The following is a 17,800-nucleotide window of genomic DNA, read 5'->3' on the forward strand; positions in this document are numbered from 1 at the left end:
TTTAACAAGCAATTTGCGTTGCTTTGATTTAATCAAAGGTGTATCAGCCAAACCTTCTTTAATATTATCCAGAATTTTTGTAATAACCGGTGTTTTCATTATTACTTCTCTAGCGTATTGATATTTTTTATGGCAGATAAATTTTTATTAACTTTTTCTTTTAGCATAGATGATACTTTAAAAGTTAATACAGACCGAGCTGTAATAGGAATCAGCTCTCCTGTCTTAGGATTACGCCCCATACGTTGTTTTTTTTGCCTAATATTAAAACTGCCAAAAGTTGATAAAGTTACAGAATCACCTTTGATTAAGGCTTCTGCAATCTCATCAAAAACTTTATCTACAATATGTGCTGATTCTTGTAAAGATAGGCCAATTTGCTGGTAAACTGCTTCACTTAAATGAGCTCTAGTCAAGGCTTTATCGTGCATTTTTTCTCCCTCATCATTTTCATATTCAACGATAATCGGAAGAATTTATATCGTCAACCCAAACAAAAAATATAAGCAAAAATATTTAAAAAATAAAATTATTTTACCAACGTAGTAAAGCAGAACCCCATGTAAATCCGCCACCCATAGCTTCTAATAAAACAAGATGACCTGGTTTAATTCTGCCATCTTCAACTGCTTGGGTTAACGCCAAAGGTATTGATGCCGCTGATGTATTCGCATGTTGATCAACTGTTATAATCATTTTTTCAGGTGATATATGCATACGCTCAATTATACTATCAATAATTCGTTTATTAGCTTGATGAGGTACCCACCAATCAATATCTGATACGGAAAGATTATTGTGAAGTAAAGCTGTCTCTACAGCTTGACCCATTTTTTGTACCGCATGTTTAAAAACTTCTTTTCCAGCCATGCGTAACTTCCCAACTGTATTTGTTGAAGCCGGCCCCCCATCAACATAAAGTAAATCTTCATAACGACCATCAGAATAAAGATGCGTTGATAAAACACCGCGATCATCTTTAGATAAATTATTTTTATCTGTTGTTATATCTTTTGCTTGTAAAATAAGCGCTCCAGCACCATCCCCAAAAAGGACGCATGTGCGACGATCTTGCCAATCTAAAATTCTTGAAAAAACTTCTGCTCCAATAACCAGAGCTGTTTTCGCTTGCCCAAGCTTTAAAAAATTATCTGCAACAGCTAAAGCATAAATAAATCCAGAACATACCGCTTGAACATCAAAAGCCGCCCCTTTTTGAATACCTAAGGCAGATTGAACACGGACAGCTGTTGCTGGAAACGTACGATCTGGAGTTGCTGTTGCTAAAACAATTAAATCAATTTCTGATGCATCAATTGAAGCATTAAAAAGAGCTTTTCTTGCTGCTTCTATTGCTAAATGTGATGTAAGTTGATTATCTGATGCAATAAATCTTTGTCGAATACCGGTTCTTTGTTGGATCCAACTATCTGAAGTATCAAGATCTTTTTCAAGATCTTTATTAGACACCAGTTTATCAGGTAAAAAACTACCACAACCCATGACTATCGAACGTTTTAACATTTTCAATAAATACTTTATGAACTTTGGTTTAAAAGTGTAGAAGATATTGTTGAAAAATTATCTTGAATTTTTTCAATCGATTTTTGTGTAATCATATCAACAGCAACACCAATTGCATTAGCAAATCCCAACGCATCAGTCCCACCATGGCTTTTAATCACTACACCTTTCAAACCCAAAAAAATTGCCCCATTGTAGCGACGTGGATCCAATCTAATTTTCAAACTATTTAAAGCAGGTCTTGATAAAAGATAACCTAATTGTGCCAAAAAAGAACTTTTAAATGTATTTCTTAAAAATTCTGTATAAAGTTTTGCTGTGCCTTCAATTGTTTTTAAAGCTATATTCCCCGAAAACCCATCTGTCACTACAACATTCACAGTACCCTTGGTAATGTCATCTCCTTCAATAAAGCCATGATAACGACCAGGTATATTAATCTCTTTTAATATATTATGGGCTTGTCTAATAATTTCATTACCCTTCATATCTTCTGACCCAACATTAAGGAGACCAATAGAAGGTTTTAAAACACCTAAAACTGTTTTAGCAAAAACATTACCCATGATTGCAAATTGGACCAAATTATCGCTATCACATTGGATATTAGCCCCGAGATCCAACATAACTGTTTCACCTCGCATAGTCGGAAAAAATGATGCAATGGCAGGACGATCAATTCCTGGTAATGTTTTTAGAACAAATTTGGCAATAGCCATTAATGCACCTGTATTACCAGCTGAGACGGCACCTTGGGCACGTCCTTCATGAACAGTATCTAATGCTAAACGCATGCTTGATTGACGCCCGGATCTTAAAGCGACAGCCGGTTTATCATCAGCTTTCACTTGTTGATCCGAATGAATAAGAGTTGAAGCAGCTTTTAATTCTGGCAGCGCATCAATCAAAGGTTCAATTTGGTGTTGATCACCAACAATAATATAATGGATCTTAGGAAAACGTTTTTGTGCAATACTTGCTCCCTTAATAACCATATAAGGAGCATGATCCCCACCCATAGCATCCAAAGCAACTGTAAGTTGATTAGTCAAAATTCAACTCTAAAAAAATATATTTATAACGATTTATTCTTTTCCTGTTGTCTGGATTACTTCCCGACCAGCATAATGCCCACAAGATTTACAAACATGATGGGGTAATCTTAATTCACCACATTGAGGACATTCTTTACTTTGAATGGGTGATAATGCATGATGAGCACGACGCATATTACGTCTTGATTTGCTCGTTTTTTTCTTTGGTACTGCCATATTAATTTCTTTCCATACGCAATAATTATTAAACAACCTACTCTTCTACATAAAAATAATTCTAAGAGCAAGAAAACGACATATAAAATCAATATCATAAATAATTAATCTAATAAAAAAAATGCTAATTTACTAGCCAAATTATTTAATAATTGGAAAGTGCTTTTCAGGATTTGGAAAAGCAAAATTCCCTTTTAAAAAATCTTCTGTAGGGATAGTTGAAAAAAATTCTTTCATTTCTTTAATATAAAGAACCATTTTATCCACAATTTCTTGATCTATGGAATCCATTGTCCCATAAACGTTACGCGTAAAAGCTAATCGTAACGCATGAAAAGGGTCAGAATCAGAAAAAGCTTGATCATATGCTTTGATTCTCCCATAAAAAGCCTGAATCATAATTTTGATTCGCCTTCCCACACCTAAATCACCAGCCCCCATTTCTCGCAAATTGTAATCCATATCTTGGAACAAGACATCAAATAATTCTTGATTTAAAATTTTTGTATTTTGGCGGCTTTTAAATTGATGCATAAGGGTATATATATGAAGTATAATAAGCTCAAAACGGCCATCTAAGGTATCAGGTACAAAAAACTTATTATAAAAAACAGGATGTCTTGCTTGCTCGACCACTTTAGTATAAAGATCCCAAGCAATGTTTTTTGATGATGATTTTTTAAAGATACGAGATAATATTTTCATAAATATTGTATTATAACAAATGATCAAATTATGCTACTGTATAAAAAATGAATTTGATAACGCAGATGAAAAACAGATATTTTCATTTTAACAATAAAACTTCTTATCTTTTGGTTTTAGGTGCAGTTTTGTTACTAAGCGGATGTGACCCGCGTCTTGAGGTGCATGGAAATTTACCTGATCCAGAAAAAGTTTTATCTGTCCAACCTAAAATTCATACTAAACTTCAAGTTGCACAACTTTTAGGTACACCATCAACAATTGGTACTTTCAATGATCAAACTTGGTATTATGTTAGCCGTAAAAGCGAAACCTTTGCTTTTCTTGAACCAAAAATAATTGATCAGCAAGTGCTGGTTGTAAAATTTGACCCTAGTGGGGTTGTTGATGATATTCAACTTTACGGATATGAAGATGGTCGGATTATTAATCCAATTACCAAAGAAACACCAACATCTGGTCAAGAACTTACAGTATTACAACAATTCTTTGGTAATATAGGACGTTTCAATAAAGAAGCAAAATAAAAGCTAGATGTGTTTAAAACATCTAGCTTTTATCGATAAATTTAATGAGCCAACATTGCTAAAAGTAATAAGGCCACAATATTAGTAATCTTAATCATTGGGTTGATTGCGGGACCAGCTGTATCTTTATATGGATCACCAACTGTATCACCAGTTACGGCCGCTTTATGAGCATCCGAACCCTTCCCATCATGATGACCATCTTCGATATATTTTTTTGCATTATCCCATGCGCCACCACCTGATGTCATTTGAATAGCAACAAATAATCCTGTTACAATTGTACCAAGTAACATAGCACCCAAAGCTGTAAATGCCTGAGCTTGACCTGCTACAAATTCAATAACGAAATATAAAACTATAGGAGCTAAAACGGGTAATAAAGAAGGTACAATCATTTCTTTAATTGCAGCCTTGGTTAACATGTCAACAGCACGGCTATATTCTGGTTTTGCCTTGCCTTCCATAATACCTGTTATTTCTTTAAACTGGCGACGTACTTCAATTACAACTGAACCAGCTGCACGACCAACTGCCATCATGCCTAAAGAACCAAAGAGATATGGTAGTGCACCCCCAATAAATAAACCAACCACAACATAAGGATTTTCTAAAAGAAAACTTATAGATAAATTAGGAAAATAATGATTGAGATCCTTAGTATAAGCCGTAAATAGAACCAAGGCGGCAAGTCCTGCTGAACCAATAGCATAACCTTTTGTTACAGCTTTCGTTGTATTCCCTACAGCATCAAGTGCATCTGTTGTTTTACGAACCTCTTTTGGTAAATCAGACATCTCAGCAATACCACCTGCATTATCTGTTACCGGTCCATAGGCATCAAGTGCTATAATCATACCAGCTAAAGCAAGCATAGTGGTAGCTGCAATTGCAATACCAAATAAACCTGAAAGCATATAAGAAGTAATAATTCCTGCACAAATCACAATCACAGGTAATGCGCAAGCTTCCATAGAAACAGCAAGACCTTGGATAATATTTGTTGCATGACCTGTTACTGATGCTTTAGCAATGCTTTTAACAGGACGATAATGAGTTGATGTATAATATTCTGTAATCCACACTAAAAGACCTGTAACTGCAAGACCTATTAAGGCACAGAAATAAATATCCATTCCTGTCAATATTTGGTTGCTAAGTTGATAGGTTTGATCAAGACCAACAACCCACCAAACAACAAGTAAAATAAATCCTGCTGATAAAATAGCACTTGCAATCAAACCCTTATATAAAGCACCCATAATATTTTGACTGGACCCTAATTTAACAAAAAAGGTACCAACAACAGAACCCACAATACAAACACCACCTATAAGTAAAGGTAAAAGCATCATTTTTTCTTGTTGAGCTGGATCAACAAAGAAAATTGCAGCCAAGAGCATTGTGGCAACAACTGTCACCGCATAAGTTTCAAAAAGATCTGCGGCCATACCTGCACAATCACCCACATTATCACCAACATTATCAGCGATAACTGCTGGGTTTCTTGGATCATCTTCTGGAATACCCGCTTCAATTTTACCTACAAGATCCGCACCAACATCAGCACCTTTGGTAAAAATACCACCACCTAAACGAGCAAAAATTGAAATAAGCGAGGCGCCAAAACTTAAAGCAACCAAGGCTTCTAATAAAGGTCTGGTTTCTAAAGCTGACATTTTCAAAAATTGATAATAACCAGCAACCCCCAACAAACCTAAACCAACAACCAACATGCCTGTAATGGCCCCTGATTTAAAAGCAAGATCCAAGGCTGGTTTCAAACCCTGCTTGGCTGATTCCGCTGTCCGAACATTGGCTCGCACAGAAATATTCATACCAATATAACCAGCAATCCCCGACAAAATAGCGCCAATTGCAAAACCAATCGCAACATATTTTCCTAAAAAGACACCAAGAATAACCCCAACAATAATACCCACAAAAGCAATTGTTATATATTGTCGATTAAGATAAGCTCTTGCTCCTTCTTGGATGGCAAGAGCTATTTCTTTCATACGCTCATTACCTGCTGGGCTGGACATAACAAGACGACTTGCATATGCCCCATAAAGTAATGCCAATAATCCACAAGCAAAAATTAACCACATACTATACGACATGAAACTCCCCCTCTTTTTGGTATGTCTTCAATTAAAATATAGCTTTATAACATAAATTATCCAGCCAGTTTTTTAGCTTCATTATTTGCAATAATGATTTTATCTTTTTCAGCAGCTAAAGTGCGGAACCTATTCATAACACTACCCGTACCAGCTGGTACTAAACGCCCAACAATAACATTTTCTTTCAGCCCCATTAACGAATCAACACGACCTGAAACCGCAGCTTCAGTTAATACCCGAGTTGTTTCTTGGAACGATGCTGCCGAAATAAATGAGCGTGTTTGCAAGCTTGCCTTTGTTATACCTTGCAAGACAGCTTTAGCTGTTGCTGGTCTTCCACCTTGATGCATAGTTTTTTCGTTAACCTCATCAAATTCATTGCGGTCAACTAATTCACCCATCAAAAATGTTGTTTCTCCTGCATCGGTAATTTCGACTTTTTGTAACATTTGACGAACTATAACTTCAATATGTTTATCATTAATCTTCACCCCTTGAAGACGATAAACTTCTTGAATTTCATTAATAAGATAATTAGCTAATTCGGCTACACCTAGTACTTGCAAAATATCATGAGGTACAGGGTTACCATCCATAAGCAAATCACCTTTTTGGACATAATCACCTTCTTGAACACTAATATGTTTTCCTTTAGGAATTAAATATTCAACAGGTTCTGCTTTTCCACGTTCTGGAATAACAACAATACGCCTTTTAGTTTTATAATCCTTACCAAATTCAACGCGGCCATCAATTTCACTGATAATAGCATGATCTTTTGGTTTACGTGCTTCAAATAGCTCTGCAACTCGTGGCAGACCACCTGTAATATCCCTGGTTTTTGAACTTTCCCTTGGAATACGTGCCAAAATATCTCCAGCTTTAACTTCTGCCCCATTTTCAACAGATAAGATTGCATCGACAGACATAAAGTATCTAGCTTCGATACCTTTAGATAAAGTTAAAATTTGACCTTTTTTATTAACCAGAACAAGACGAGGTTTTAAATCATTACCCCTTGGTTGTTGTTTCCAATCAATAACGACACGACTAGAAATACCCGTAATTTCATCCATCACTTCACGGATCGACACACCATCAACCAAATCAACATAATTAATAATTCCATCGCGTTCAGTAATAATTGGTAATGTGTATGGGTCCCATTCTGCTAATTTTTGACCTTTTTTAACTGTGCTTCCTTCTTTTACTAATAATTTAGTACCATAAGGAACACGATGGCGTGCTTTTTCACGTTTTGATTCATCAAACAGAGCCAGTTCACAATTTCTAGCCATAACAATATCAACACCTTCACTATTCGTAACAATATTTTTATTACGAATTTGCACAGTTCCATCAAAAGATGCTTCGATGCTTGATTGTTCTGCACCACGCTGCACAGCACCACCAATATGGAATGTACGCATTGTTAATTGTGTCCCAGGTTCCCCAATTGATTGCGCTGCAATAACACCAACAGCTTCACCCACATTTACTGGTGTGCCGCGTGCCAAATCACGCCCATAGCACGTTGCACAAAGGCCAACTTTTGATTGGCATGTTAAAACAGAACGAACCTTAACAGTATCTACACCTGCTTGTTCAAGTATATCAACTGTTTCTTCATCAATTAATGTCCCTGCCTTTAATAATATTTTTTTAGTTCCAGGAACCATGACATCAACCGCAACATTCCGTCCTAAAATTCTTTCAGCCAGAGATGCAACAATTTCACCACCTTCAATAATAGCTTTAATATCAAGTCCGTCTTTTGTCCCACAATCTTGTTCAATAACAATTGCATCTTGTGCAACATCAACTAGACGTCTTGTCAAATACCCAGAATTTGCTGTTTTTAATGCTGTATCTGCCAATCCTTTACGTGCACCATGGGTTGAATTAAAATATTCAAGAACTGATAATCCTTCTTTAAAATTAGAAATAATTGGTGTTTCAATAATTTCACCAGAAGGTTTCGCCATTAATCCACGCATACCTGCCAATTGTTTAATTTGTGCAGCAGAACCACGTGCCCCAGAATGCGCCATCATATATACGGCATTAATTTTCGCTCCACGTGCATTTTGTGACATAACCTTCATCATTTCATCTGCAACACGCTCTGTACAATGGGACCAAATATCAACAACTTTATTATATTTCTCACCTTGGGTGATAAGACCATCTTGGTATTGCTGTTCGTATTCTTTGACTTTTGTTTGAGTTTCTAAAATAAGTTTTTCTTTTGATGTTGGAATGATTAAATCATCTTTTCCAAATGATATACCTGCTTTACATGCATAACTAAACCCTAATCCCATAAGTCTATCAGCAAAAATAACAGCTTCTTTTTGACCACAATGGCGATAAACAGATTCGATTACATTTGTTATTTCTTTTTTAGTTAAAAGTCTATTGACCAATTCAACTGGTAACATCGCATGTTTTGGTAAAAGATCGGCTAATAACATACGACCAGGTGTTGTTTCAATAGTTTTAACAATTGGCTGATTATCTTGATCAACTGTTTTATAACGAGCTTTAACTAAAGCATGAAGGCTTACAACTTTTGCATCTAATGCATGCATAATTTCAGCAAGCGACGTAAAATACATGCCGGTCCCTTTTTCGTCTTTGACACCATCCATGGTCAAATAATAAACACCCAAAACTATATCCTGACTTGGAACAATAATAGGTTTACCATTTGCTGGTGACAAAATATTATTTGTCGACATCATAAGAACACGCGCTTCCAATTGTGATTCAAGTGATAAAGGCACATGAACTGCCATTTGATCACCATCAAAATCTGCATTAAAAGCTGTACATACTAACGGATGAAGTTGAATAGCCTTACCTTCAATAAGTACAGGTTCAAAAGCCTGAATACCCAAACGGTGCAATGTAGGTGCACGGTTAAGAAGTACCGGATGTTCACGAATAACTTCTTCTAAAATATCCCAAACTTCTGGTCGTTCTTTTTCAACCATTCGTTTTGCAGCTTTAATAGTTGTGGCAAGACCATAAAGTTCTAATTTGGAATAAATGAAAGGTTTAAATAATTCCAAAGCCATTTTTTTTGGCAATCCACATTGATGAAGCTTTAATTCAGGTCCTACAACAATGACAGAGCGCCCTGAATAATCGACCCGTTTTCCTAAAAGGTTTTGACGGAAACGACCTTGTTTACCCTTTAACATATCAGCTAAAGATTTAAGAGGGCGTTTATTACTCCCTGTAATTACACGACCACGTCTACCATTATCAAATAAAGCATCCACAGATTCTTGAAGCATACGTTTTTCATTACGCACAATAATATCCGGCGCTCTTAATTCTAAGAGACGTTTTAGACGATTATTACGGTTAATAACACGACGATACAAATCATTTAAATCAGAGGTTGCAAAACGTCCACCATCCAAAGGTACCAGTGGACGCAATTCAGGTGGTATAACAGGCACTGCATCTAAGATCATCCATTCTGGACGGCTATTTGATTCAATTAAAGCATCAACAAGTTTTAATCTTTTAACTGCTTTTTTTCGTTTAATTTCTGAAGTTGTTTCACGCAATTCAGTTCGTAAATTATCACGTTCTACTTCAAGGTCAATTTGGCTCAGCATAATTTTCAAAGCTTCGGCCCCAATACCAGCTTGGAAAGAATCTGCACCATATTCATCTTGCGCTTGTAAATATTGTTCTTCAGACAAAAGTTGATTTTGTTTTAAAGGTGTTAAGCCAGGTTCAACAACCATATAACTTTCAAAATAAAGAACCTTTTCTAAATCGCGTAATGTTATATCTAAAAGCAATCCCATACGACTTGGCAATGATTTTAACATCCAAATATGTGCAACAGGAGATGCAAGTTCAATATGTCCCATCCGGTCACGTCTTACTTTCGAAAGAGTAACCTCAACACCACATTTTTCACAAATAATTCCACGATATTTTGTCCGCTTATATTTCCCACAAAGACATTCATAATCTTTAATAGGTCCAAAAATACGCGCACAAAAAAGACCATCACGCTCTGGTTTAAAGGTACGGTAATTAATCGTTTCTGGTTTTTTAATTTCACCATAAGACCAGGAACGAATACGTTCCGGACTTGCAATTGAAATACGTATTTGATCAAAACTTTGTGGACTATTATTTTGATTAAGAATGCTGATAAGTTGATTCATTTTTTCATTCCACTCGTATTAATAATTATCACGATTAAGTTCGACATTTAAACCCAAAGAACGCAATTCTTTGATTAAAACATTAAACGATTCAGGTATCCCTGCTTCAAAATTGACATCCCCCCTGACAATTGCTTCATAGGCCTTAGTACGACCAGAAACATCATCTGATTTTACAGTCAACATTTCTTGTAAAGTATAAGCAGCACCATAAGCTTCCAATGCCCACACTTCCATTTCACCAAAACGCTGTCCACCAAATTGCGCTTTACCACCTAAAGGTTGTTGGGTAACCAAACTATAAGGTCCAATGGAACGTGCATGTATTTTATCATCTACGAGATGATGCAGTTTAAGCATATAGATATAACCCACTGTCACTTTACGATCAAAAGGTTCTCCTGTACGACCATCAATTAATGTAACTTGCCCCGACGAATTTAATTGAGCTTGTTCAAGTAAAGTCACAATATCCCCTTCATGGGCACCATCAAAAACAGGTGATGCTACTGGGATACCATGCGACAAATTATGAGCAAGTTCAATTAACTGCTCTTTTTCCAAAGTTTCTATATCCGTTTTATAAATTGTTGGTCCATAAATTTCCTTAAGTTTCTTTTGGAGATCTGTTACTTTTGTATCATTCTCTAAATTATTGAGCACAGCAGCCACTTGTTTTCCTAAATTTGAACAAGCCCAACCCAAATGTGTTTCAAGAATTTGTCCAACATTCATTCGACTTGGAACACCCAAAGGATTAAGAACTATATCAACTGGCGTCCCATCTTCTAAATAAGGCATATCTTCAGCCGGTACAATACGCGAAACAACGCCTTTATTTCCATGACGGCCTGCCATTTTATCCCCAGGTTGCAATTTGCGTTTTACCGCAATGAAAAGTTTAGCCATTTTCATGACACCCGGTGGTAATTCGTCACCCCGTTGTAATTTATCAACTTTATTATTAAATCTAGCTTCAAGAGCATCCACGCTATCTTCAAATTGGCGTCTTAATGCTTCTATATCTGCCATTCTTTTATCATTTTTAACAGTAAAGCTACGCCATTGACCCTGGGTATATTGATCTAGTAACGCATCTGTAATTTTTGCTTCACCTTTAAAGCCACGTGGTCCAGTTACTGCTGTTTGGTTAACAAGCAATTCTTTTAAACGACTATAAAAACTGCGTTCCAAAATACTTTTTTCGTCATCCCGGTCTTTTGCCAAACGTTCGATTTCTGCACGCTCTATTGCAAGTGATCGCTGATCTTTTTCAACACCACGTCTCGAGAAAACACGTACCTCAACCACCGTACCAGAAACACCAGGCGGTAATCTTAAAGAAGTATCTCTAACATCTGAAGCTTTTTCACCAAAAATGGCACGTAGTAATTTTTCTTCAGGTGTCATAGGAGATTCACCCTTAGGGGTAACCTTACCAACTAAAATATCCCCAGGTTTTACTTCTGCACCAATATAAACAATACCTGCTTCATCTAAGTTCTTAAGTGCTTCTTCACCAACATTGGGTATATCTCGTGTGATTTCTTCTTGGCCAAGCTTTGTATCGCGCGCCATTACTTCAAACTCTTCGATATGAATTGATGTAAAAACATCATCACTTACAATACGTTCTGAAATTAGAATAGAATCTTCAAAATTGTACCCATTCCACGGCATAAAGGCACATAAAACATTCCGACCAAGTGCAAGTTCACCAAGCTGGGTTGACGGGCCATCAGCAATAATATCACCCGCATTAATTATATCACCAACTTTAACCAAAGGTTTTTGGTTAATGCATGTATTTTGGTTAGAACGCTGGAATTTCAAAAGATTATAAATATCAACACCAGATGTCGCTGTACTAGTCTTTTCTGTAACACGTATAACAATTCTTGTTGCATCAACTTGATCAACTATACCTGCTCTCTTAGCAACAATTGTAACCCCAGAATCACGGGCAACGGCGGCTTCCATTCCTGTACCTACCAAAGGTGCTTCCACACGTAAAAGCGGAACAGCCTGTCTTTGCATGTTGGATCCCATAAGGGCACGGTTAGCATCATCATTTTCCAAAAAAGGAATAAGTGCAGCTGCAACCGATACTAATTGTTTTGGTGATACGTCAATAAGCTCAATATCTTCAGGTCTTTTTAAAACGAAATCACCCGCACACCGACAACTTACTAAATCATCGGTAAACCGACCTTTGTTATCAAGATTGGCATTTGCCTGGGCAATGACCAATTTACTTTCTTCCATAGCAGAAAGATAAATAACTTCATCTGTTACTTGCCCTTTAATCACTTTACAATAAGGACTTTCAATAAAACCATATTGATTAATTCTAGCAAAGGTAGCCAAACTGTTAATTAACCCAATATTTGGGCCTTCTGGCGTTTCAATTGGACAAATACGGCCATAATGTGTTGGATGAACGTCACGTACTTCAAACCCAGCCCGCTCTCTTGTTAATCCACCTGGTCCTAAGGCTGATAAACGGCGTTTATGTGTAATTTCAGATAATGGATTTGTTTGATCCATAAATTGGGAAAGTTGGGATGATCCAAAAAATTCTCTGACAGCTGCCACAGCAGGCTTTGCATTAACCAAATCTTGAGGCATCACAGTATCAATTTCAACAGAGGCCATACGTTCTTTGATCGCACGTTCCATCCGCAATAAACCTAAACGATATTGGTTTTCCAAAAGCTCTCCAACCGAACGAATACGGCGATTTCCAAGATGATCAATATCATCAATTTCACCACGTCCATCTTTTAATTCAACCATAATTTTCAAAATGGCAAGAATATCTTCTTTTCTTAAAATTCTAATACTATCGTCAGTTTTGAATCCCAATCTTGAATTCATTTTAACACGACCAACAGCAGATAAATCATATTTTTCTAGATCAAAAAACAATCCATGAAAAAGATTTTCAGCTGTATCGATATTTGGAGGTTCTCCTGGTCTCATAACTTTGTATATATCAATCAATGCTTCTTCACGTGTCACATTTTTGTCTGCGACAAGTGTGTTTCTTACGTATGGGCCAACATTCATATGATCAATAAATAAAGTTGGTAGTTTAGTTAAACCTGTTTGTTCTAAATTTGTTAAAACGGTTTCGGTTATTTCATCGCCTGCTTCTACATATATCTCGCCAGTCTTTTCATTAATAAGATCAACAGCAACATACCGGCCTATAATTTCTTCTCGACTAACTTTTTGTTCTTTTAAATTACTACTTTGTAATTTTTTAAGTATTTTAGCGTTAATTCTTGTGCCAGCTTCAACGACAACTTTACCAGTTTGTGCATCAATTAAATCATTAACTAATTTAACACCTTTAAGTCGTTGTGGATCAAAATCTGTTTGCCACCCCTTACCTGTATAATTATATGTAACTGTTTGGTAAAAATAATTTAAAATTTCTTCATTAGACATTCCCCCAAAGCGTCTATCTTCTTCGCTGGGTTTTTCACCATTCATAATTTTTTTATTAACTTTATCAGACCATAAAGCATGTAAAATAACAGTTGCAGGTAATTTACGGCGGCGATCAATTCTTATATAAATTAAATCTTTTGCATCAAATTCAAAATCCAACCATGATCCACGATAAGGTATAATTCTTGCAGCAAAAAGATATTTACCCGACGAATGTGTCTTTCCTTTATCATGATCAAAAAAGACTCCAGGTGAACGATGCATTTGGCTTACAATAACACGTTCCGTACCATTAATAATAAATGTACCATTTTGGGTCATAAGAGGCATATCACCCATATAAACATCTTGTTCTTTTATATCACGTACCGATCTTGACCCTGTATCCTCATCAATATCCCAAACAACCAAACGTAAAGTTAGTTTAAGAGGAGCGGCAAAAGTCATGCCACGTTGTTGACATTCTTCGACATCATACTTTGGTTCTTCAAATTCATATTTAACAAATTGTAATTCCGCGCGATTAGAAAAATCTTTAACTGGAAATAAAGATTTAAACACTTCTTCTAAACCATAAGGTTGACGATCTTGGTGATTTACTGTCATTTGCAAAAATTGTTCATAAGAACTTTTCTGCACTTCAATCAAATTTGGCATTTGGATAATTTCTGCAATTTTTCCAAATCTTTTGCGAATTTTTTTACGGCCAGTAAAGGAATTTGTTCCAATAATCGTATTTATCATTTACAACCTCACAAAAAGCTTAAGTTCTTAAATATAAATCTTTATTAAAGATCTTTATTTAAGAACAACAAGCAAACTTTGTTAATTTTTGCAAACTAACAAAGTTATCACTAATTATTTTTAATATTAACGTACTTGACAATAAAACCGACAAATTGATGCATCATACCTTCGAAAATCTATGACATAACATAGTAATAAAGTAATTAAGTTATATTACTTTAATTCGACTTTTGCACCTGCTTCTTCAAGTTTCTTTTTCAACTCATTAGCCTCAGCTTTGGCAACACCTTCTTTAACCGTTTTTGGTGCACCTTCAACTAAATCTTTGGCTTCTTTTAAACCAAGACCTGTGATGGTTCTGATTTCTTTAATTACGTTAATTTTATTAGCACCGGCATCTGCTAAAACAACCGTAAATTCGTCTTTTTCAGCGGCAGCTGCACCACCAGGTGCGGCAGCAGCTACGGCTACAGGGGCTGCTGCAGAAACACCCCAAGTTTCTTCAAGTTTTTTACTTAATTCTGCCGCTTGTAAAACAGTAAGTTTTGAAAGTTCATCAACAAGATGCTGTAAATCAGCCATTTTTTTGCTCCTTTATTGTTATCAAATTAATTATAAATTCAAATCATGAATTATTTATTAGCATACGCTTGAACAACCCTAGCTAATTGAGAAGCAGGGGCTTGTAAAATTGTCGCAATACGTGTTGCAGGTGTATTAAGTAATGCCGCAATTTTACCACGCAATTCATTAAGCGATGGAAGACTTGCCAAAGTTTTAATACTATCTTTATTCAAGAGTTGGCCATCCATTACACCGCCTACAACTGCTAATTTTTCATTAGCATTAGCAAAATTAACCACTATTTTTGCAATAGATACTGGATCTTTTGCATAAGCAATGCCTGTTGGACCAGTTAATAAAGAGGAACCAACCTCAAACCTTGTACCTTTAAAAGCAAGTGTTGCTAATGTATTTTTTGTAACTTTATAACCAGCACCCACTGCTAACATTTTACGTCGTAAATCTGTTACCTGAGATACTGTCAAACCCAAATTATGTGTAATTAAAATAATATCTGACGAAGATAAAGTCTGTTGTAACGATTCGATAACAGCTTGTTTTCCAGAACGATCCACCCTTAAAACTCCATTTCCTGTATCTATGATAATCTAGTCAATATCCACTAGATTCAATTGATATTATTTCAACAAAAATCAATCTCTTATCCAAAACAAGGAGGACCAAATTAATTAAAAATAATTAATATAGAATGCAACTTTCACCATCTATGTAGGAAAATTAAGCTTTCTAACCCAGAAAGCACCCACAGTCTCAGATAAGAACATATTGTTTTTATACAAAAAAAACAAAAAAGCAAGCACTTTTATAAAAAAACAAAAAATTAATTAAACAATTTTGCTAAATCTAATTTAATAGCTGGCCCCATTGTTGAGCTTAACGTAACTTTTTTAATATAACTACCTTTAGCACCAGAAGGTTTTGCTTTTGTAATTGCTTGGGTAAAAGCTTTAATATTTTCTACCAAAGCGGCTTCTTTAAAACTAGCCTTACCAATACCTGCATGAACAATCCCTGCTTTTTCAGCTCTAAATTCAAGCTGGCCTGATTTTACAGCCTTAACTGCCTCAGCTACATCATTTGTAACTGTACCTAATTTAGGGTTAGGCATTAATCCCCGAGGACCTAATATTTTACCAACCTTACCTACTAAACCCATCATATCAGGGCTTGCAATACAACGGTCAAAATTAATCTCTCCTGCTTGAATTTTATCCGCAAGATCTTCAGCACCTACAATATCGGCACCAGCATCTTTTGCAGCTTTAGCTTTGTCGCCTTTTGCAAATACAGCCACCCTAAATGTTTTGCCTGTTCCATTAGGTAATTGTATAATCCCACGAACGTTTTGGTCTGAATGACGTGTATCAATGCCTAAATTCATTGCGAGTTCAATAGTTTCATCAAATTTAGCATTAGCTTTTTCTTTAACAAGCTTAACAGCTTCATCTAAGCCATAGGTTTTATCAGGATTTAAACCTTCAGATATTTTTTTAAAACGTTTACTTAATTTTGCCATTTTATTCAACAACCTCCAAGCCCATTGAACGAGCAGACCCGCGAATCATTTGTACTGCTGCATCTAAATTATTTGCGTTAAGATCTGTCATTTTTTGTTGGGCAATTTGACGTAATTGATCAACAGTAACCCGGCCCGCAACAGATTTACTAGGTGTTTGAGAGCCCTTTTCTAATTTTGCTGCTTTCAAAAGAAAATAGCTAACTGGTGGGGTTTTGGTTACAAATGTAAAAGATTTATCTGAAAAACAGGTAATAACAACGGGAATAGGCATACCTTGTTCCATACCTTGGGTTGCAGCATTAAATTGCTTACAGAATTCCATAATATTTAAACCTCTTTGTCCTAAAGCTGGACCAATAGGTGGGGATGGATTAGCTTTACCTGCTGGAACTTGTAATTTAATATAACCTACTATTTGCTTTGCCATTACTGAAAAACCTTAATAATAACCCAAACTTAATAAATCAGTATAATCTGATTATTAAGATAGATTCTAAATTTTAATAGAGAAACAAAACTTGTTTAACAAGTTGCCTTTTCTAACAAGAATATTCATGAAAGACAAGAACTTTATTAAAAAAAAACTATTTTTATTAATTTTATAGCTAAATGTTAAATTTTCTCAACTTGTGTATATTCAAGCTCCACTGGTGTTGCCCGACCAAAAATTGAAACGGCTACTTTAATTCGGCCTTTTTCTTCATCTACCTCTTCCACCATTCCATTAAACGAGGCAAAAGGTCCATCACATACTCTAACTTGTTCCCCCACTTCAAAAATAATTAAAGATTTTGGTCTCTCGATACCTTCTTGAACTTGATGGATAATACGATCTGCTTCTGCTTCAGAAATTGGCATTGGTTTTCCTTTATTACCCAAAAAACCCGTTACTTTAGGTGTATTTTTGACTAAATGCCATGTCTGATCATCCATTTCCATTTTAACCAAGACATAACCTGGAAAAAACTTCCTTTCTGTATTTACCTTTGTTCCACGACGCACTTCAACAATTTCTTCCATAGGAACCAAAAGTTCTGTGATTTTATCATCAATTCCCTTTTTTTGTGCTTGTTCTTTTATTGATTCAACAACTTTACGCTCAAATCCAGAATATACATGAATGACATACCAACGATGGCTCATG

General features: G+C 35.7%; 14 protein-coding genes. 1 reads left to right on the forward strand and 13 read right to left on the reverse strand.

The genetic code is table 11. From position 1 onward, the window contains the following. Positions 1-101: 101 nt before the first annotated feature. The 5 genes from K1X44_05445 to K1X44_05465 all read right to left on the reverse strand — a co-directional run bounded on the left by K1X44_05445 (position 102) and on the right by K1X44_05465 (position 3,500). On the reverse strand, positions 102-431 hold the full coding sequence (locus K1X44_05445) for an integration host factor subunit alpha (GenBank protein MBX7146736.1): 330 nt from the start codon (positions 429-431) through the stop codon (positions 102-104). Between the two features lie 103 nt (positions 432-534). Next, a complete protein-coding gene (locus tag K1X44_05450) occupies positions 535-1,524 on the reverse strand; it encodes a ketoacyl-ACP synthase III (GenBank protein ID MBX7146737.1) in 990 nt (329 codons plus the stop codon). Between the two features lie 14 nt (positions 1,525-1,538). Beyond that, positions 1,539-2,576: a phosphate acyltransferase PlsX gene (gene plsX / locus K1X44_05455; protein ID MBX7146738.1), complete on the reverse strand. Its 1,038-nt coding sequence runs from the start codon at positions 2,574-2,576 to the stop codon at positions 1,539-1,541. A gap of 33 nt (positions 2,577-2,609) precedes the next feature. Beyond that, positions 2,610-2,795, reverse strand: a complete 186-nt coding sequence (rpmF, locus tag K1X44_05460; GenBank protein ID MBX7146739.1) for a 50S ribosomal protein L32 — start codon at positions 2,793-2,795, stop codon at positions 2,610-2,612. Between the two features lie 141 nt (positions 2,796-2,936). Beyond that, positions 2,937-3,500: a hypothetical protein gene (locus K1X44_05465; protein ID MBX7146740.1), complete on the reverse strand. Its 564-nt coding sequence runs from the start codon at positions 3,498-3,500 to the stop codon at positions 2,937-2,939. Between the two features lie 65 nt (positions 3,501-3,565). Between K1X44_05465 and bamE the strand changes: the two genes are divergently transcribed. Continuing rightward, entirely contained in the window at positions 3,566-4,027 is a 462-nt protein-coding gene (gene bamE, locus K1X44_05470) for an outer membrane protein assembly factor BamE (GenBank protein MBX7146741.1), read from the forward strand. Between the two features lie 41 nt (positions 4,028-4,068). Here bamE and K1X44_05475 read toward each other — a convergent pair whose 3' ends face one another. The 8 genes from K1X44_05475 to nusG all read right to left on the reverse strand — a co-directional run bounded on the left by K1X44_05475 (position 4,069) and on the right by nusG (position 17,799). Next, positions 4,069-6,150 (reverse strand): sodium-translocating pyrophosphatase, encoded by a 2,082-nt coding sequence (locus tag K1X44_05475; GenBank protein ID MBX7146742.1) that lies wholly within the window; start codon positions 6,148-6,150, stop codon positions 4,069-4,071. A 56-nt stretch (positions 6,151-6,206) separates the two neighbouring features. Next, positions 6,207-10,349 (reverse strand): DNA-directed RNA polymerase subunit beta', encoded by a 4,143-nt coding sequence (rpoC, locus tag K1X44_05480; protein ID MBX7146743.1) that lies wholly within the window; start codon positions 10,347-10,349, stop codon positions 6,207-6,209. A gap of 18 nt (positions 10,350-10,367) precedes the next feature. After that, a complete protein-coding gene (gene rpoB, locus K1X44_05485) occupies positions 10,368-14,549 on the reverse strand; it encodes a DNA-directed RNA polymerase subunit beta (GenBank protein MBX7146744.1) in 4,182 nt (1,393 codons plus the stop codon). A 216-nt stretch (positions 14,550-14,765) separates the two neighbouring features. Beyond that, positions 14,766-15,134: a 50S ribosomal protein L7/L12 gene (rplL, locus tag K1X44_05490; protein ID MBX7146745.1), complete on the reverse strand. Its 369-nt coding sequence runs from the start codon at positions 15,132-15,134 to the stop codon at positions 14,766-14,768. 50 nt (positions 15,135-15,184) lie between these two features. Next, positions 15,185-15,691 (reverse strand): 50S ribosomal protein L10, encoded by a 507-nt coding sequence (rplJ, locus tag K1X44_05495; GenBank protein MBX7146746.1) that lies wholly within the window; start codon positions 15,689-15,691, stop codon positions 15,185-15,187. 266 nt (positions 15,692-15,957) lie between these two features. Next, on the reverse strand, positions 15,958-16,653 hold the full coding sequence (gene rplA, locus K1X44_05500) for a 50S ribosomal protein L1 (protein ID MBX7146747.1): 696 nt from the start codon (positions 16,651-16,653) through the stop codon (positions 15,958-15,960). A gap of 1 nt (position 16,654) precedes the next feature. Then, a complete protein-coding gene (rplK, locus tag K1X44_05505; protein MBX7146748.1) occupies positions 16,655-17,083 on the reverse strand; it encodes a 50S ribosomal protein L11 in 429 nt (142 codons plus the stop codon). A gap of 185 nt (positions 17,084-17,268) precedes the next feature. Then, positions 17,269-17,799 (reverse strand): transcription termination/antitermination protein NusG, encoded by a 531-nt coding sequence (nusG, locus tag K1X44_05510; GenBank protein ID MBX7146749.1) that lies wholly within the window; start codon positions 17,797-17,799, stop codon positions 17,269-17,271. Position 17,800: the final 1 nt, after the last annotated feature.

The sequence above is a fragment of the Alphaproteobacteria bacterium genome (genome assembly GCA_019695395.1).
Taxonomy (GTDB): Bacteria; Pseudomonadota; Alphaproteobacteria; order JAEUKQ01; family JAIBAD01; genus JAIBAD01.